General features: G+C 66.8%; 12 protein-coding genes. 5 read left to right on the top strand and 7 right to left on the bottom strand.

What is annotated here, in order from left to right; all coding sequences use genetic code 11:
- Nucleotides 1–152 precede the first annotated feature (152 nt).
- From AB0I73_RS03390 to AB0I73_RS03380, 3 genes are all read left to right on the top strand, one after another.
- Entirely contained in the window at nt 153–1,232 is a 1,080-nt protein-coding gene (locus AB0I73_RS03390) for a ParA family protein (RefSeq protein WP_363033558.1), read from the top strand.
- Entirely contained in the window at nt 1,229–2,317 is a 1,089-nt protein-coding gene (locus AB0I73_RS03385; RefSeq protein WP_363033299.1) for a ParB/RepB/Spo0J family partition protein, read from the top strand. The genes AB0I73_RS03390 and AB0I73_RS03385 overlap by 4 nt, the downstream gene beginning before the upstream one ends.
- A 322-nt stretch (nt 2,318–2,639) precedes the next feature.
- Nucleotides 2,640–3,257 (top strand): GNAT family N-acetyltransferase, encoded by a 618-nt coding sequence (locus AB0I73_RS03380; RefSeq protein ID WP_109376578.1) that lies wholly within the window; start codon nt 2,640–2,642, stop codon nt 3,255–3,257.
- A 102-nt stretch (nt 3,258–3,359) separates the two neighbouring features.
- Here AB0I73_RS03380 and trxA read toward each other — a convergent pair whose 3' ends face one another.
- The 4 genes from trxA to sigM all read right to left on the bottom strand — a co-directional run bounded on the left by trxA (nt 3,360) and on the right by sigM (nt 6,545).
- Complete coding sequence (trxA, locus tag AB0I73_RS03375; RefSeq protein WP_109376577.1) at nt 3,360–3,692, bottom strand: thioredoxin; 333 nt, start codon at nt 3,690–3,692, stop codon at nt 3,360–3,362.
- A 41-nt stretch (nt 3,693–3,733) separates the two neighbouring features.
- The gene (gene trxB / locus AB0I73_RS03370) at nt 3,734–4,702 is read right to left on the bottom strand and encodes a thioredoxin-disulfide reductase (RefSeq protein WP_363033297.1); all 969 of its coding nucleotides are present in this window, start codon (nt 4,700–4,702) and stop codon (nt 3,734–3,736) included.
- Between the two features lie 206 nt (nt 4,703–4,908).
- Nucleotides 4,909–5,823 carry a hypothetical protein gene (locus AB0I73_RS03365; protein ID WP_363033295.1) on the bottom strand — a complete coding sequence of 305 codons (915 nt, stop codon included), beginning with the start codon at nt 5,821–5,823 and terminating at the stop codon, nt 4,909–4,911.
- Nucleotides 5,820–6,545 carry an RNA polymerase sigma factor SigM gene (gene sigM, locus AB0I73_RS03360; protein WP_363033556.1) on the bottom strand — a complete coding sequence of 242 codons (726 nt, stop codon included), beginning with the start codon at nt 6,543–6,545 and terminating at the stop codon, nt 5,820–5,822. Before sigM ends, AB0I73_RS03365 begins: the two co-directional genes overlap by 4 nt.
- Before the next feature lie 519 nt (nt 6,546–7,064).
- On the opposite strand from sigM, the gene AB0I73_RS03355 reads away from it, so the two are divergent.
- A complete protein-coding gene (locus AB0I73_RS03355) occupies nt 7,065–7,295 on the top strand; it encodes a hypothetical protein (protein ID WP_363033293.1) in 231 nt (76 codons plus the stop codon).
- A gap of 52 nt (nt 7,296–7,347) precedes the next feature.
- Here AB0I73_RS03355 and AB0I73_RS03350 read toward each other — a convergent pair whose 3' ends face one another.
- The 3 genes from AB0I73_RS03350 to AB0I73_RS03340 form a co-directional block, all read right to left on the bottom strand.
- Nucleotides 7,348–9,045: a protein kinase family protein gene (locus AB0I73_RS03350; RefSeq protein ID WP_363033291.1), complete on the bottom strand. Its 1,698-nt coding sequence runs from the start codon at nt 9,043–9,045 to the stop codon at nt 7,348–7,350.
- 139 nt (nt 9,046–9,184) lie between these two features.
- Nucleotides 9,185–11,479: a murein biosynthesis integral membrane protein MurJ gene (gene murJ / locus AB0I73_RS03345; RefSeq protein WP_363033289.1), complete on the bottom strand. Its 2,295-nt coding sequence runs from the start codon at nt 11,477–11,479 to the stop codon at nt 9,185–9,187.
- A gap of 45 nt (nt 11,480–11,524) precedes the next feature.
- The gene (locus tag AB0I73_RS03340) at nt 11,525–13,909 is read right to left on the bottom strand and encodes a DUF6049 family protein (RefSeq protein ID WP_363033287.1); all 2,385 of its coding nucleotides are present in this window, start codon (nt 13,907–13,909) and stop codon (nt 11,525–11,527) included.
- A 254-nt stretch (nt 13,910–14,163) separates the two neighbouring features.
- On the opposite strand from AB0I73_RS03340, the gene AB0I73_RS03335 reads away from it, so the two are divergent.
- On the top strand, nt 14,164–15,630 hold the full coding sequence (locus AB0I73_RS03335) for a CCA tRNA nucleotidyltransferase (protein WP_363033285.1): 1,467 nt from the start codon (nt 14,164–14,166) through the stop codon (nt 15,628–15,630).
- Nucleotides 15,631–15,760: the final 130 nt, after the last annotated feature.

The following is a 15,760-nucleotide window of genomic DNA, read 5'->3' as shown; positions in this document are numbered from 1 at the left end:
CGGCCGAACCCCGCGATCGTAAGCCTCTCGGTTCACTCGGAGAGGGGCCTGCTCCCAACGAGGCTTCGCCTCCCTCAGGGGGTGTGGAGTTGTCCACAGAAGTGGATTTCTCCACAGAACGTCAGGCCTCACTGGTTCACGACCCCGAAGACATGGGAGGCTCTGTTCATTGCGAGCCTGAAGTCGAGGAGAGTGAATCCACCTTGCGGTCCGACGCCAACATCGCGGGACCGATGACCGACCCGGTCCCCGGTCCCCGTGCCGAATCGATGGGGGCGGATGTTTCACGTGAAACACCGCCTCCTATGGACGACGCTCCCATCGGTCGTGCTGCCCAGCTGGCGGTGGATGCACTGGGTCGCGCAGGCGAGGGCCTGCCACGGCCCGAGCAGACACGCTTCATCGTGGTCGCCAACCAGAAGGGTGGCGTGGGCAAGACGACGACGACCGTCAACCTCGCCGCGTCGCTTGCGCTCCATGGCGCTCGGGTCTTGGTGATCGACCTCGACCCTCAGGGCAATGCTTCTACAGCTCTGGGGATCGACCACCACGCCGAAGTTCCCTCCATCTATGACGTGTTGGTCGAGAGCAGGCCGCTGGCGGAGGTTGTCCAGCCGGTCCCCGATGTAGAGGGTCTCTTCTGCGCACCCGCCACGATCGATCTCGCCGGCGCGGAGATCGAGCTGGTGTCGCTGGTGGCACGGGAGAGCCGGCTGCAGCGTGCCATTCATGCCTACGAGCAGCCGCTGGACTACGTCCTCATCGACTGCCCTCCGTCCCTCGGCCTGCTGACGGTCAACGCGATGGTGGCGGGACAGGAGGTCCTGATCCCGATCCAGTGCGAGTACTACGCCCTGGAGGGCCTGGGACAGCTGCTCCGCAACGTCGATCTGGTGCGGGGCCACCTCAACCCCTCCCTGCACGTATCGACGATCCTGCTCACCATGTACGACGGCCGGACGCGCCTTGCGTCCCAGGTTGCGGACGAGGTGCGTAGTCACTTCGGCGACGAGGTGCTGCGGACAAGTATTCCTCGCTCTGTGCGCATCTCGGAGGCGCCGAGTTATGGGCAGACGGTGCTGACCTACGATCCTGGATCGAGCGGTGCCCTCTCCTACCTTGAGGCGGCACGCGAGATCGCGCTGAGGGGCGTTGGCGTCAGCTATGACGCGTCGAACGCACACATCGGTGCACAGCAGAACGATCCGAGCATGGTGGAGGGCGTCCAGTGAGTGAGCGACGGAGGGGGCTGGGCCGTGGTCTTGGCGCACTTATCCCTGCTGCCCCGGCAGAGAAGACGGTCTCCCCGACCGTGACGGGAGGCGCAGCTTCCGCCGCGCCTCCAGTGCTGTCGAACGAGCGCGGGGTGGCCGTGGCCAAACTGGCCGGACTTCCTTCTGTTCCACGTGAAACAGAGGAGTCGTCGACGCATGGCGCGGTGGAGATGCCCACGCCTCCCCTGGGAGCGCACTTCGCGGAGATTCCCCTCGAATCCATCAAGCCGAATCCGCGTCAGCCGCGCGGAGTCTTCGACGAGGATGCGCTGGCAGAACTTGTCACGTCCATCAAGGAGGTCGGTCTTCTCCAGCCTGTCGTCGTACGGCAGGTCGGGCCCGCGCACTACGAGCTCATCATGGGTGAGCGCCGCTGGCGGGCGTGCCGTATCGCGGGGCTCGAAGCCATCCCGGCGATCGTGCGGGCCACGGAGGACGAGAAGCTCCTCCTGGACGCCCTTCTGGAGAATCTGCACCGGGCCCAGCTGAATCCGCTGGAAGAGGCAGCCGCCTACGACCAGCTGCTGAAGGACTTCAACTGCACGCATGATCAGCTGGCTGACCGCATCGGTCGTTCCCGCCCGCAGGTTTCCAACACCCTGCGTCTGCTGAAGCTCTCGCCGAGGGTTCAGAGCCGGGTGGCTGCCGGAGTGCTCTCCGCCGGGCACGCGCGGGCCTTGCTCTCCGTGGAGGACTCCGAGGAGCAGGACCGGCTGGCCCATCGGATCGTGGCCGAGGGGCTCTCGGTGCGGGCTGTCGAGGAGATCGTGACCCTGATGGGGTCCGGGCCGCAGAAGTCGCCGCGCTCCAAGGGGCCGAGGGCGGGTGCCCTGGTGTCTCCGGCGCTGTCCGATCTGGCCACCCGTCTTTCGGATCGTTTCGAGACGCGGGTGAAGGTCGACCTGGGCCAGAAGAAGGGGAAGATCACCGTCGAGTTCGCTTCCATGGAGGACCTCGAGCGCATTCTTGGCACCCTTGCTCCTGATGAGGGGCCGGTTCTGCAGAAGAGTCTTGTGGACGACGACTCCGTGGAAGATTCCTGAAGCTTCGGCTCGGCCAGTCGAACAGTCGCCCGTGGGCGGATCGTGTCCGGTACGTCCCGGAAACGATCCGCCCTTTGCTTTCTGGCGGTATCAACGGAATCGCTTCATGGATACGATGCGGTGAGACAGGGTGTGTCCGCCGCCAGTACCTGAATCTTTGAGCGCAAGGCAGGGCCATGCGAATGATGAGCCGCACCGGACGGGTAGGAGCGGGGCTGGCGATTGCCGTCTTCGGAGGGTTCATCGGCAGCCTGCTCAAGGAGCGGCACGCTTTGGCAGCCGCCTGTGAGGCAGCAGGCGGAGGAAGCGAGGGACAGGCTTCATGGGGCGTCGGCTCGTACCGCTCACGCTGGACAACCTTCAAGACCTTCCCCGGAGCTGTCGCTCGTGTGTCTTCTGGGAGCTCGACCCCGTCAGTGGTGAGGCAGCAGTAACAGCGGGAACGGCAGCGGTCGAGAAGGAGTCGTGGATCTCGGCTGTGCTGCTGGACTGGGGGTCGTGCGGAAGGGTCGTCTATGTCGATGACCTCCCCGTGGGTTTCGTTCTCTACGCCCCGCCTGCTTATGTGCCGCGTGCCATGGCGTTTCCCACGAGCCCTGTGTCGTCTGATGCCGTGCAGCTGATGACCGGGTTTATCGTGCCGGGCTACCAGGGGCAAGGCTTGGGGAGGGTGATGGTGCAGACGGTGGCGAAGGACCTACTGCGTCGCGGGGTCAAGGCGATCGAAGCCTTCGGCGACGCGCGTTGGAAAGAGCCAGCCTGTGTTCTGCCCGCTGATCACCTCTTGGCGGTGGGGTTCAAGACGGTTCGTCAACATCCCGCGTACCCCCGGCTCAGACTGGAGCTGAGGACAACACTGTCGTGGAAGGACGATGTCGAGATGGCGTTGGACCGGTTGCTCGGAGCCGTCCAGAAGGAGCCGGTGTTGCGCCCCCTCTGATGTGCCACGTGCTGGTGTGCGTCATGCGAATGGGCCGACCCAGATGGGTCGGCCCATTCATGTTTCACGTGAAACACGTGCCGCTGACGAGGCGGTCGACGCTCATTCGCTGATGAAGTCCTCGAGGTCGCGGACGATGGCGGCCTTCGGCTTGGCACCGACGATGGTCTTGGCGACCTCGCCACCCTGGTAGACGTTCAGGGTCGGGATGGACATGACGCCGTACTTGGCGGCCGTACCCGGGTTCTCGTCGATGTTCAGCTTGACGACCTCGATCTTGTCCCCGTACTCCGCGGCAATCGCTTCGAGGGAAGGGGCGATCTGGCGGCACGGACCGCACCAGGCGGCCCAGAAGTCCACCAGGACGGGCTTGTCACTCTTGAGGACGTCCTGGTCGAAGGAGTCGTCAGTCACATTCTTCAGGGTGCCGGCCACGGCGGGCTCCTTAACTGGTTGGTACGTGGTGAGGGTGGAGGTCAGACAGAGGTCTTCTCGGGCTCGGCCTGCTCCCCGTCCGCGAGAGCAGCAAGGAACCTCTCGGCGTCGAGGGCGGCGGCACAGCCCGTACCGGCCGCGGTGATCGCCTGGCGGTAGGTGTGGTCGACCACGTCACCGGCACCGAACACTCCGGTGAGGTTTGTACGCGTCGAAGGCGCATCGACCTTCAGGTAGCCCTCTTCGTCCAGCTCCAGCTGGCTCTTGAAGAGCTCCGTGCGAGGATCGTGCCCGATCGCGATGAACAGGCCGGTCACCGCCAGGTCCGAGAGTTCGCCGGTCTTGACGTTCCGCAGCTTCAGACCCGAGAGCTTCTGGTCACCCTGGACCTCTGCAACCTCGCTGTCCCAGACGAACGAGATCTTCGGGTCGGCGATGGCACGCTCCTGCATCGCCTTCGAGGCCCTCAGGGTGTCGCGGCGGTGGACGACCGTGACGGACTTGGCGAACCGTGAGAGGAAGGTGGCCTCCTCCATCGCGGTGTCGCCGCCGCCGATGACGGCGATGTCCTGGTCCTTGAAGAAGAAGCCATCACACGTGGCACACCAGGAGACACCACGGCCGGTGAAGGCATCCTCGTTCGGCAGGCCGAGCTTGCGATGCTGTGAGCCGGTGGCGACGATGACCGCCTTCGCCTTGTGGACCGTTCCTGCGGTGTCCGTGACAGTCTTGATCTCTCCGGTCAGGTCGACGGCGACCACGTCGTCCGGAATGAGCTCCGCCCCGAAGCGCTCTGCCTGGGCGCGCATGTTGTCCATGAGCTCGGGGCCCATGATGCCGTCCTGGAAGCCGGGGAAGTTCTCGACATCGGTGGTGTTCATCAGCGCACCACCGGCGGTGACGGCACCCTCGAACACCAGGGGCTTCAGCGACGCACGGGCGGTGTAGAGGGCTGCCGTGTAGCCGGCCGGCCCCGAACCGATGATGATCACGTTACGGACGTCGCTCACGGCTTGTTTCCTCGTCTCTGGTCTGTGTCATCCGACCGGTGGGAGCTTCTGTCGGAACTCTCACCTCACCCAACGGATCCTAAGGGGCGAGCATTCCCGCTGTGCCTGAGCACACCGATGGAGCTGACGGACGCGGTTCTCGGGTGGGCGCGGGCAGGTGCACACCGTACGAGATACCACTCAGGACGGAGACGAAGCGTCGACTGTCAGCCGCGGGTGTAGGAGTTCTTCAACAGAACCTTCGCCGTGGTGGCCGAGGATGGGTTGCCGACGCAGGTGGCATCGACGATGTAGGCGGTCACACGGGTGTCGTCGGAGGGGTTGGGAAGTACTACCAGGAGGGCTTTTCGCCCCTTGTAGATGCCCTGCTCTGTGGCGAGTGCGGCGTCATTGCGGCCGATTCCCTCGCGGATGCATGCCGGGACCGTGGGGTGCTGGAGGACCCTGGGACTGACGGCTCCGGCCTCCGACTCCATCTCCAAGGTTTGCGGCGTGCGAGAGGAATCGCCCTTCCGCTGGTTCTGCGCGAGGAGAACGGAGACCTGCTTCCCCAGCTCACCCTCGGAGAATGTGTCCGAGGTCGTCTGCTGAACGCCACCCGGGCCCGTTTCGTCGTTCTGGGACATCACGAACAGCGTGCCGAGCCCCAGAGCCGCAACGGTGAACACGGTCCCCAGTGCAGCGGCCCTACGGCGGCCACGTTGCATACGGCCCTTGCGACCTGGACCGGTCGTGGAAGGGCGAGGACGCCCTGTGGGGCGGTCCGTCGGCGTCGATGTTTCACGTGAAACATGCGCGCGGTCCTCATCGGAAGGGGAAGGGGAGACACCGGCCGGCTCTGCGACGTTCTCGGAGTCCGGTGCCCTGGCATGCAGCAGCGCTTCCGCGGCGAGCGCGGCGTCGATACGGCTTGCCACCTCGGCAGGCATACGCGGTGGCCCCGGCATCGTGCCAAGCAGTTCCAGGATCTCCTCCAGCGACGCATGGACGTCTGCGCAGAGGTCGCACTCGTCCAGGTGCCGGCGCACAGCGGCGGTTCGAGTGGGCGGCAGGAGCCCCTCGGTGAGGTCGGAGATCTCCGCGACGTCCGGGTGCTCCGTCATGCCTGTCGTCGATGTCACGCTTTCCCACCTCCGCCCTTCACTGCCGCTGGGTCACTCGGTCCGGTATCCGGCGGATCCGCTCGACGCGGTCCCGCTGCGGATGGGACGGATGCCCCCTGCGGCCGGTTCCGTTCCTCATCCCGCTTCTTGCTGTCACCGCGCCCGTCCGGCCGTAGATGTTGCAGAAGGGGCAGGAGTCTGGCTCTGCCTCGGGCGCAGCGGCTCTTCACCGTGCCGGTGGGCACATCGAGGATGCGGGCGGCCTCCGCGACGGGGTAGCCCTGCATGTCCACCAGTACGAGAGCCGCCCGCTGATCGGGTGGGAGAGTTCCCATGGCCGCTATGAGCTGGCGGTGCAGATCGTTGCGTTCCGCAGGAGCCGAGGCGGACTCGTGGGGCTCCAGCAGCTGCTCCAGGCGCTCCGTGTCGTCGACAGGGGAGGTCTTCCGGGATGCAGCCTTGCGCGCACGGTCCAAGCACGCGTTCACCGTGATCCGGTGCAGCCATGTCGTGACGGCCGACTGTCCTCGGAAGGTGTGGGCGGCCCGATAGGCGGAGACAAGAGCGTCCTGAACCGCGTCAGCGGCCTCCTCACGATCCCCCAGTGTCCGCAGGGCCACCGCCCAGAGTCGGTCGCGATGACGCTGCACGAGTTCACCGAAGGCGTCCTTGTCTCCCGCGACATGGGAAGCCAGGAGTTCGGCGTCTGAGCGATCAGCTCGGCGCGACTCATTGTCCACACAAATTCCCCGCGTCCTTGGGGAGGCAGCCGTGACACTGCTACCCAACTCGTGATCCTGACCGACAGAATGGCACACAGTGGGTCGGAATGTAACGGGGTAGGGAGAGGTCCGCCCTGCACTGCGCTAATTGCGCATGGCGAGCAGATCCACCCAAAAGTGCCGACGAAGACATGCCGTGGCCGGTAAGCGAGAGTTCTTTTATTTCTTGCAAATCAAGATCAACTTACGGACGCCGAGATCGCCGCACTGGGGGGCGGGAACGGGCAGGGCAAGGCCCTGCCCCGGTCAGCCAGGGCCGACAACGGCGAGTCAATCCCCCAGGGCGGGTGCAGGAGCGAAGCCAACCGGATTGTCAGGACGCCATACGACCATACCGAGGGCGTGGCGGCCGCTCGAACCATCGACTTCGACGGTTTCAAAGAATCCCTCAATGACCCACGAGTGAAGAAAATATTCGTGGAGTGATCCGCCTGCATGCAGGCCAAGGGGTACGTGTGTGACTCTCCGCTGGATGCTATGGGCAGCGCAGAATTTGCCGAAGGTCGCATTGCGAGTCACGAAAGGGCGGTCGCTCAGCGTGATATCGCCTGCAAGAGGAAGGTTGACCTGGGCACGCGTTGGAACGCCGTGGAGTCCGATATGCAGACGCGCATGATCAACGGCAACAAGGCGGTTCGGGACAGGTTTCTGAGTCTGCAGACGGCCAAGGTGGAATCCGCTCGGAAACTGTTCGCCGAAGGCGATTGAATAGTGGCGGTCCGCGGTTTTCGGTAACCGCGGACCGCGCGGTCCACTGAGTTCAGCTGCTGACCTTGACGTCCACGACCCTGCCGCGCCATTTCCCGTCGTCCGGCTGTATCGGCAGCTCGGTCAGCCAGACCAGCAAGTACTGGGACTTGAGCGTCTCTTCGGGCTTGAGGGTGACGCTGCTGCCAGACCCTTGGGCGACCTTGGCAAATCCGTCCAAGGACGTCGGTTGCCCTCCTGCGTTGCTGGAAGCCGCACGGAGCTCGACTGAAGTGTTCCCCATGAAGGAAACGGTGACCTTGCCGACTTCCTGGACCTTGCCGAGGTCCAGGACGACGCCGACCCCGGGCTTGAGTCGGCCGAAGTCCGAACTCAGGTAGAAGTCGGTCTGCCAGTACGTACCGGGAGCGTCGTCATAGACCTTCGCCACATCAGACGGCTTTTCGGAACCGTCACCCAGGGGGTCGAAGTCGTTAGCACTCGTGATGGCTATGGGGTGAGCCGGCTTGGGTGCACTGCTGCTCTTGTCGTCCTCGTCCGTCGTCTGGGTCTTGTTGGTGTCGTCCGCGCTGCCGCCCTGGCCGATGAGGGCGTCGGCGAGCTGCCAGCTGCCCAGACCGAGCGCTGCGATCAGCAGTGCTGACACGGCCCACTTCAGCGCCTTGCCCGTGCGGCTCTGCAGCGGGGGCGGCGGGGCCGGCACCGGCTGGGTGATGCCCGGATGGGGCGCCGGACGTCCGTAGGAGCCCTGCTGGTACGTCGTGCGCTGGTAGTCCGGCGGGGTGGTGAAGGCAGGCTCCGGCGGGCGGATGCGGGGCATCTCGCCGATTGCCTTCACCAGTTCCTCCGGCGTGGTGCACGGGGACTCATGGCGGGAGGCGGTGGCGCCGTCGTTGGCCAGTGCGCGCATGGCGAGCTCGGACAGGCCGCGGTGGACGCCGGCCCGCACCTGGTCGGGCGGGATCAGACCGATGTCCTTCGGCAGCCCTGACAGGCCGTATGCGTCGCTCTCGTACGGCCAGCGCTGGGTGAGCGCCGCGTACAGCAGGGCGCCGATGGATTCGGTGTCGGTGCGCTGCGGGGTGTCGGATTCGATGCCGCGCAGCGCCGCGTTCACGGCGAGACCCCGAATGCGCCACTGGCCCGTCGAGGTGCGCAGGACCGCATTGGGGTTCAGCCGCAGATGGGCGAGTCCTTCGCGGTGGGCCGCGGCCATGGCGGAGGAGATCTGACTGGCCATCTGGTAGGCGTCGTACACCTCGAGCGGGCCGGCCGCCAGGAGCGTGGTCAACTCGGTGGCGTCGGGGAGCCATTCGTGTACGACGTAGACGACGTCGTTCTCCTCGACGGCGTCCAGGACCTGTACGAAGCGAGGGTCGCCCAGCAGGGCGGAGGCGCGGGCCGAGGCCAGGACGGAGCGGGCACGGGAGTGGTCCGCGGGCAGAATGTGCACACCGACGGCGCGGCGGAGCTTCTCGTCCACGGCACGCCAACTGCTGAATCCGTCCAGACGGGTGACGCACTCTTCGAGACGGTAGCGTCTGGCGAGCTTGTGACCGCTGTGCAGCTCGAGTGGCGACGTCGTCCCGGAACCGTCGGTCCCGGTGTTCTCCTGTGCCGCGTCGCTGTCCGTGTCCTGCTCCCGGTTCTTGACCACCCCGTCGGCCGTGGACTGGTCCGCCTGCGCGGTCAGCGGCTGCTTGCCGCTGTTGTCTGCCACGTCGACGGCAGCTGTGCTCCGTTCCGCCACCGTCGTTCCCTGCCTCCCCATCCATTGCGCGTCGGCGACCGCCCTCGCGCGCCGTCCGACGCCAAAACCAATTGTGCCCACAGTCCGCCGCTATGCACGACACACAAGGGCTGACGATGGTTGTGCGGTTACCCGTGACTCAGCGCCCCAGGCGTCCGCGGACCATACCGACCAGCGAGTTGACCTCCACGATGCGCATCCGGCGGGCGGCGACGAAAAAGACGCCGAGCAGGACGGCCCCACCGGCCAGCAGTGCGACGAACGAAGCTCCGGCGCCCTGACCGAGGCTGTGCCCGATGCCGTAGCAGACCGCACCGCTGAGCAGTGCGGCCGGAACCGAGGCGATGCACAGTCGGGCGTACGTCCGCAGTACCCGGGCGCCGTCCAGATCCCCGCCCAGCCGCTTGCGCAGCCGACGCCAGGCGACACCGACGCCGGTCACGTAGGCAAGGCCGTACGCGGCGGCCATGCCGACCACGGCCCAGCGGGCCGGGAGAACGAAGAAGCAGACGGCCGAGGCGATCGCGTTGACCGCGGCCACGATGACCGTGTTGTAGAAGGGGGTCCGGGTGTCCTCGTAGGCGTAGAAGGCACGCAGGACGACGTACTGCACGGAGTAGGGGATCAGACCGAGGCCGAAGGCCATCAGCATGTAACCCATGTTGGTCGCTTCGCTGATACCCGAGGAGCCGAAGATCAGCGTGCACATCGGGATGCCGAGCGAGATGAAGCCGAAGGCGATCGGCACGATCGCGACGGCTGTGGTGCGCAGGCCCTGGGAGATGTCGTCCCGGACGGCGCCGCTGTCCTCCTCCGCCGCCGAGCGGGAGATGCGGGGCAGTAGAGCGGCCATCAAGGAGACGGTGATGATGGCTTGCGGAAGGCCCCAGATCAGCTGGGCGTTGGCGTAGGCGGCGAAGCCGGTGCCTTGGACGTCGGAGTTCAGGCCGGCCGCCGTGGACAACTGGGTCACGACCAGAGCGCCCGCCTGGTTGGCGAGCACGAACAGGATGGTCCACTTGGCGAGCATCGCCGCCTTGCCCAGTCCGTGGCCCTTCCAGTCGAAGCGCAGACGGATGCGGAACCCGGTCTCACGCAGGTACGGGATCATGGCCAGGGCCTGAACGACGAGGCCGAGCAGGACACCGATGCCGAGGAGGCGCCGACCTTCCGGCGGGATACTGGTGACCGTCATCTGGGAGTCGGCGGCGGTGCCGTAGACGTAGATGAACGTACCGAGCGTCACGATGATGACGATGTTGTTGAGGACCGGGGTCCACATCATCGCGCCGAACCTCTCGCGCGCGTTGAGGATCTGCCCCATCACCACGTGCACGCCCATGAAGAAGATCGAGGGCAGGAAGTAGCGCGTGAAGGTGATGGCGACCTCGTTGGCCGCGGGGTCGGAGGCGACCGGGTTGGACAGCGCACGCACGAGGAGCGGCGCGGCGAGCCATGCCACGGAGGTGAGCACGACCAGGGCCACCATCACGAGGGTCAGCAGCCGGTTGGCGTACGCGTCGCCGCCGTCGTCGTCCTCCTTCATGGCACGGACGAGCTGCGGGACGAAGACGGAGTTGAGGCCGCCGCCGACGGTGAGGATGTAGATCATGGTCGGCAACTGGTACGCGACCTGGAACGAGTCACCGAGAAGACCCAGGCCGAGCGCCGAGACGATCAAGGCGGAGCGGATGAATCCCGTGAGGCGGGACACCATCGTGCCCGCCGCCATCACGGCACTGGACTTCAGCAGCCCCCCGGCCCGGCCGCTTTTTTTCGCGGGCGGCACGGGAGCCGGTTCTGGCGCGGGCGACTCGGCGGCAGGCGGTGGTGTGGCTCCCGCGTAGTGGCCGACTGCCGCGGAGGCCGGGCCGGGTACCGGAATCGACCCGGGGGACTGTCGGTCGGCCACCGGCTGGTGGCCGGGATGCCCACCGCCGTGCTGTTCGGCGTAGCCGTCCTGCTGCTGATCGCGGAGCAGGTGGGCGAAGGCGTCCGGCTCACGGCGCTGGCCTCCGGCCTGGCCGACCAGGTCGTCCACACCCACGAACTGCGTCGTGCGCGGATCATCCCCGTACGGGAGGTACTGGGTCGGACCGTCCGGTTCCGGCGCCGGGGCCTGGGCCCATACCCGTGGATCGGGTGCGTGGGGCGACCGGGGAGGCTGCCCGTACAGCGGCTGCTGAGGGGGGTACGCGCCCTGCGGGGGCGGGGGGTGCGCCGCACGGTCGTACAGGGCCTCCGCGACCGGGTCCTGGGCGGCGATGTCCTGCGCGCGGTAAGGGTCCTGGTCGTAGGCGTCCTGGAGATACGTATCAGCGGACGGCTGCGGAGCCTGGTCGTGCCCGGGCGGCGGACCCTCGGGCGGGTCCGACTCGGGATGGCCCGAGTTGCCCGCGGCATGACCGCGGTCACCGTCGTACGGCGCGTTCATGGTTACCCCACCTCATCGTCCCTGGCCCACCCGGCCACGACATCCTCAACGGTCCACTCTCTCACCCGTGTCGGACGGGTCTGCGCTTTCCGGTGCGGTGTCCGACGCCGGGTCACTCGGCTGCTCCGGGGCGTCCGTTTCCGAACCGTCCTCCGGCTCCTTGGTGAGACGTACCGCGGGGGCGTCCGGGTTCTGCGGACCTTCGGTGCCCCCGTCCAGCGTGTGCCCCTCCTGGGCCTCGCGGGCCGCGGCACGCTTGCGCTGGGTGTACATCCTGAAGCCGGCAAGGACGAGCAACAGGACACCGCCGCCGATGACCAGCATCACCGTGGCGGTGATCTCGGTGACCTTGACGTCGAAGGTGACCGGCTCGCCGTACTTCTGGCCGTCCTGCGTGTACAGCTGGGCGATCACCGTTGCCCGGCCGTTGGCGTTGGCGGATGTGGTGAACTTCACCGACTGGCTGTGACCGCCCGAGACGGTGACCGGCTGCTCCTCGTAGGCGGCCCCATCGATCTCGAGGCGGGTCGGGTTGGTCGAGGTGAGCCGCAGCGTCAGGTGCTCGACGCCCTGTACCAGGTTGTTCTGGACGGTCACGGGGATCGTGGCACTGCGGCCGGACAGTTTCGTCTCCGACTTCTCGATCAGCTTCACCTGGTCGAGGAGTCCGTCGAGGTACGCCTCGACCCCGCTGCGGTAGGTGGCCGCCTCGGCGATCCGGCCGCGCCATGAAACGGACATCCCCCGGTTAAGGGCCCGGCCGAACGGAGTCACCACCCGGGACGGGTCGGAGAGGATCACCTGGAACTTGTCGAGCTTGTCCTGTGTTCTCGCGATCTGCTCGAACGCCGATTGCGGCAACTCCTGCTTGCGCAGCGAGGAGGGATACGAGGAGGCCGAGGGAACCTCGGTGGTGGCGGCGGGGTCCGGCTTCGCCTTCGCGGCGGCGGTGAGGTCCTGGGACTCCGACCAGTTCCCGTCCTGGACGGCCTTCAGCACCTCGGCCATCGTCCGGGCCTGGCTCGCGGAGGGGGTGCGCTGCGGGGCCACGACGACGCTGCGCTGCCGACCGGTCTGGAGGCTGAGCGTCAGGCTCTGTGCGAGGAACCGCTGCACCGTGGACGTGGACGTGGAGGCCTTGGTCATATCGCCCTGGAACAGGGTGGACAACCGGGCGTCTGCGACCACCGCCGTGGTGCCGCCCCCGATGGGGCGTGCGGCCGAAGGCGTGTACGGCAGGTTCCCGGTCTCCCGGAAACTGTCGCTGCGGGCGATCACCTTGTCGGCACCGGCGGACGTGGCGACCTTGACGATGGAGGGGTCCACCGCGCCGTTGACGGGCCAGGCGAAGTCGGTGGTCGGTTTCACGTGGAGTATCGGCTCCACCGTGTTGACGACGACATCCGTGGCCTCCTTGAGATGACTCAGGGAGCCGGTGACCGGCGTGCCGTTGTGGGCGAGGGAGGCGAGATCCGGATCGCCGAAGGGCAACGCGACGACCTCGTTGTCCGCCACCGCGCTCTGCACCTGGGCGAGCCATCTTTTGGCGACAGCCTGATGACGGCCTGCCGTGGTGGTGTCACCCTCACTTCGGACTTCGTAGCTCTCGGTCATCGCGTCGACGGACGCCAGCAGGTCCGGATCGATCACCCAGGTGACATCGAGGTCCTTGCCCAGTGCCACCATCCGGTCCAGACGGCCGCCCGGGGAGATCTCCTTGGCCAGGTCGTCGTCGCGGAGGACCGGGGTCTGCTGTTCGTCCGAACCGGTCTCCGCCGTCGTGTGGACCGTGGAGATCAGCGGCCACAGAAACGTCGTTCTCGTCTTTTTGTCGGCTTCCTCGGGCTGCCACGGCAGGAACGTGCGCCGGACGCCGAGGGTCTGTTCCCACGGCTGGGCGGAGGTCTGCCCGGAGAGGGCCACCGTCAGCTGGTAGACGCCGTTCTTTCCGAGGCTCAGCTCGTCCGCCGGCACGGAGATGCTGAAGGGCTGCGAGACGCCCGGAGTGAGGCGTTCGAACTCCTGGGAGTACTTGTCGTCGATCTCCGGACCGACGGTGCCCTGGATGTCGTCACTGTTCCTGGCGACGGTCTCGATCCCGGAGCGGGTGTTCAGCAGGGGGCCCACACGCAGACCGACGTGGGCGTCGGTGACCGCTTTACCGCCCTTGTTGGTCACCGTGCCGGACACGGTGACGGTGTCTCCCTCGGTGGGGGCGCTCGGGGTGAGCGAGTTCACGGAGACGGAGACCGAGCCCGCACCGGAGGGAGCCTGCCGGGTGTTCTGCGCGGTGGCGTCCGCCGGAGACGCGGCGGGCAACTGGAGCAGGCCGGCCAGCAGGGGTACTCCGGCGAACAGGGTTCCGGTGCGCCGCAGCCAGCGGCGGGCAGGTGAGGCACTCGTCCCCTGGAAGTCTGCCGCCTCGGCCACGCGCTCGCCCGTCCCTTGTCGTCGTCAGTGGTCGTCGGAATGTACGTCCACGCATGGTAACGAGGAGCGGCGGGGGTGAGTGCCGCGGACCGGTCCACAAGATCGGGGGGAGCGCCGCCCTGCCCTCTATGTGGCTGTATAAGGGGAGCACGTCCCGTGCCTCGGGCGCAGGCCTTGTGCGGGTCTCGCCGGAGGTGACTGCGCCTGCCCCAGGGGGAGCCCCCGGCCGCCCGAGCCACGTACCCTTTTCTGTTGTGCCGAACGCCAACGAACAAACCAGTGCCCTGAGCCAGGTGCAGGACCAAGCGGTCAACGAACTGCTGCGGGTCGCCCCTGTCGCCGACGACCTCGCCCGCCGCTTCCAGGAGGCCGGGTTCTCACTCGCCCTGGTCGGCGGTTCGGTCCGGGACGCTCTGCTCGGCCGGCTCGGCAATGACCTCGATTTCACGACCGACGCCCGCCCGCAGGACGTTCTGAAGATCGTCCGCCCGTGGGCGGACGCCGTCTGGGAGGTGGGGATCGCCTTCGGCACCGTCGGAGCCCAGAAGGATGTCCGCGTCGGAGACGTTGACCGAAGCTTCCAGATCGAGGTGACGACCTACCGCTCGGAGGCCTACGACCGCACGTCACGCAAGCCGGAGGTGGCGTACGGAGACTCCATCGAGGAGGACCTCGTCCGCCGTGACTTCACGGTGAACGCGATGGCCCTCGCACTTCCCGCGAAGGAGTTCATCGACCCGCACGGCGGCCTGGAGGACCTCGCGGCCCGTGTGCTGCGCACACCGGGCACCCCTGAGGCGTCCTTCTCGGACGATCCGCTGCGGATGATGCGAGCCGCGCGCTTTGCCGCTCAGCTCGATTTCGAGGTGGCTCCCGAGGTGGTCACGGCTCTGCGGGAGATGGCCGGACGCATCGATATCGTCTCAGCCGAACGAGTCCGGGAGGAGCTGAACAAGCTGGTCCTGTCCGCTCACCCCCGCAAGGGACTGACACTGCTCGTCGACACCGGGCTCGCCGACCACGTGCTGCCTGAACTGCCGGCCCTGCGTCTGGAGAGTGATGAGCACCACCGGCACAAGGACGTCTATGAGCACACGCTGATCGTCCTGGAGCAGGCGATGGCGTTGGAGGACACCGGCCCCGACCTGACACTGCGCCTTGCGGCTCTGCTGCATGACATCGGCAAGCCGCGCACGCGCCGTTTCGAGGGCGACGGCCGGGTCTCGTTCCACCACCACGAGGTGGTGGGCGCGAAGATGACGAAGAAGCGCATGACGGCCCTCAAGTACTCCAACGAACTGGTGAAGGACGTTTCGCGCCTGGTCGAGCTTCATCTGCGTTTCCACGGCTACGGCACGGGAGAATGGACGGACTCCGCCGTCCGTCGCTACGTCCGGGACGCGGGGCCACTCCTGGATCGGCTGCACAAGCTGACCCGCTCGGACTGTACGACGCGTAACCGCCGCAGGGCGGCCGCGCTGTCCCGTGCGTACGACGGCCTGGAGGAGCGCATTGCCAAGCTCCAGGAGCAGGAGGAGCTGGATTCCATTCGCCCGGACCTCGACGGCAACCAGATCATGGAAATCCTCGGCGTCAAGCCCGGACCGGCGGTCGGTCAGGCGTACAAGCACATGCTGGAGCTTCGCCTGGAGAACGGTCCGATGGGCCATGATGCGGCGGTGGCGGCCCTCAAGGAGTGGTGGGTCGAGCAGCAGGGCTGAGAGCGCGGAAAGGGGGCTACGTTTCACGTGAAACGTAGCCCCCGTTGGCCGAGGCGGCCCCGCGCAAGCGCGCAAGGACGACGGCGCGACGGCCCAGTGGACGTGAGCGGCACGACGAGAAGATCACGGT

The sequence above is a fragment of the Streptomyces sp. NPDC050388 genome, from assembly GCF_040655635.1.
Taxonomy (GTDB): Bacteria; Actinomycetota; Actinomycetes; order Streptomycetales; family Streptomycetaceae; genus Streptomyces.
This window is presented reverse-complemented; position numbering and strand designations above follow the sequence as displayed.

Bases quoted from the DNA above. Each gene is read 5' to 3' on its own strand.
- AB0I73_RS03390 (WP_363033558.1), top strand. From the start codon at position 153: ATGGGAGGCTCTGTTCATTGCGAGCCTGAAGTCGAGGAGAGTGAATCC.
- AB0I73_RS03380 (WP_109376578.1), top strand. From the start codon at position 2,640: ATGGGGCGTCGGCTCGTACCGCTCACGCTGGACAACCTTCAAGACCTT.
- AB0I73_RS03355 (WP_363033293.1), top strand. From the start codon at position 7,065: ATGGGCAGCGCAGAATTTGCCGAAGGTCGCATTGCGAGTCACGAAAGG.
- murJ (WP_363033289.1), bottom strand. From the start codon at position 11,479: ATGAACGCGCCGTACGACGGTGACCGCGGTCATGCCGCGGGCAACTCG.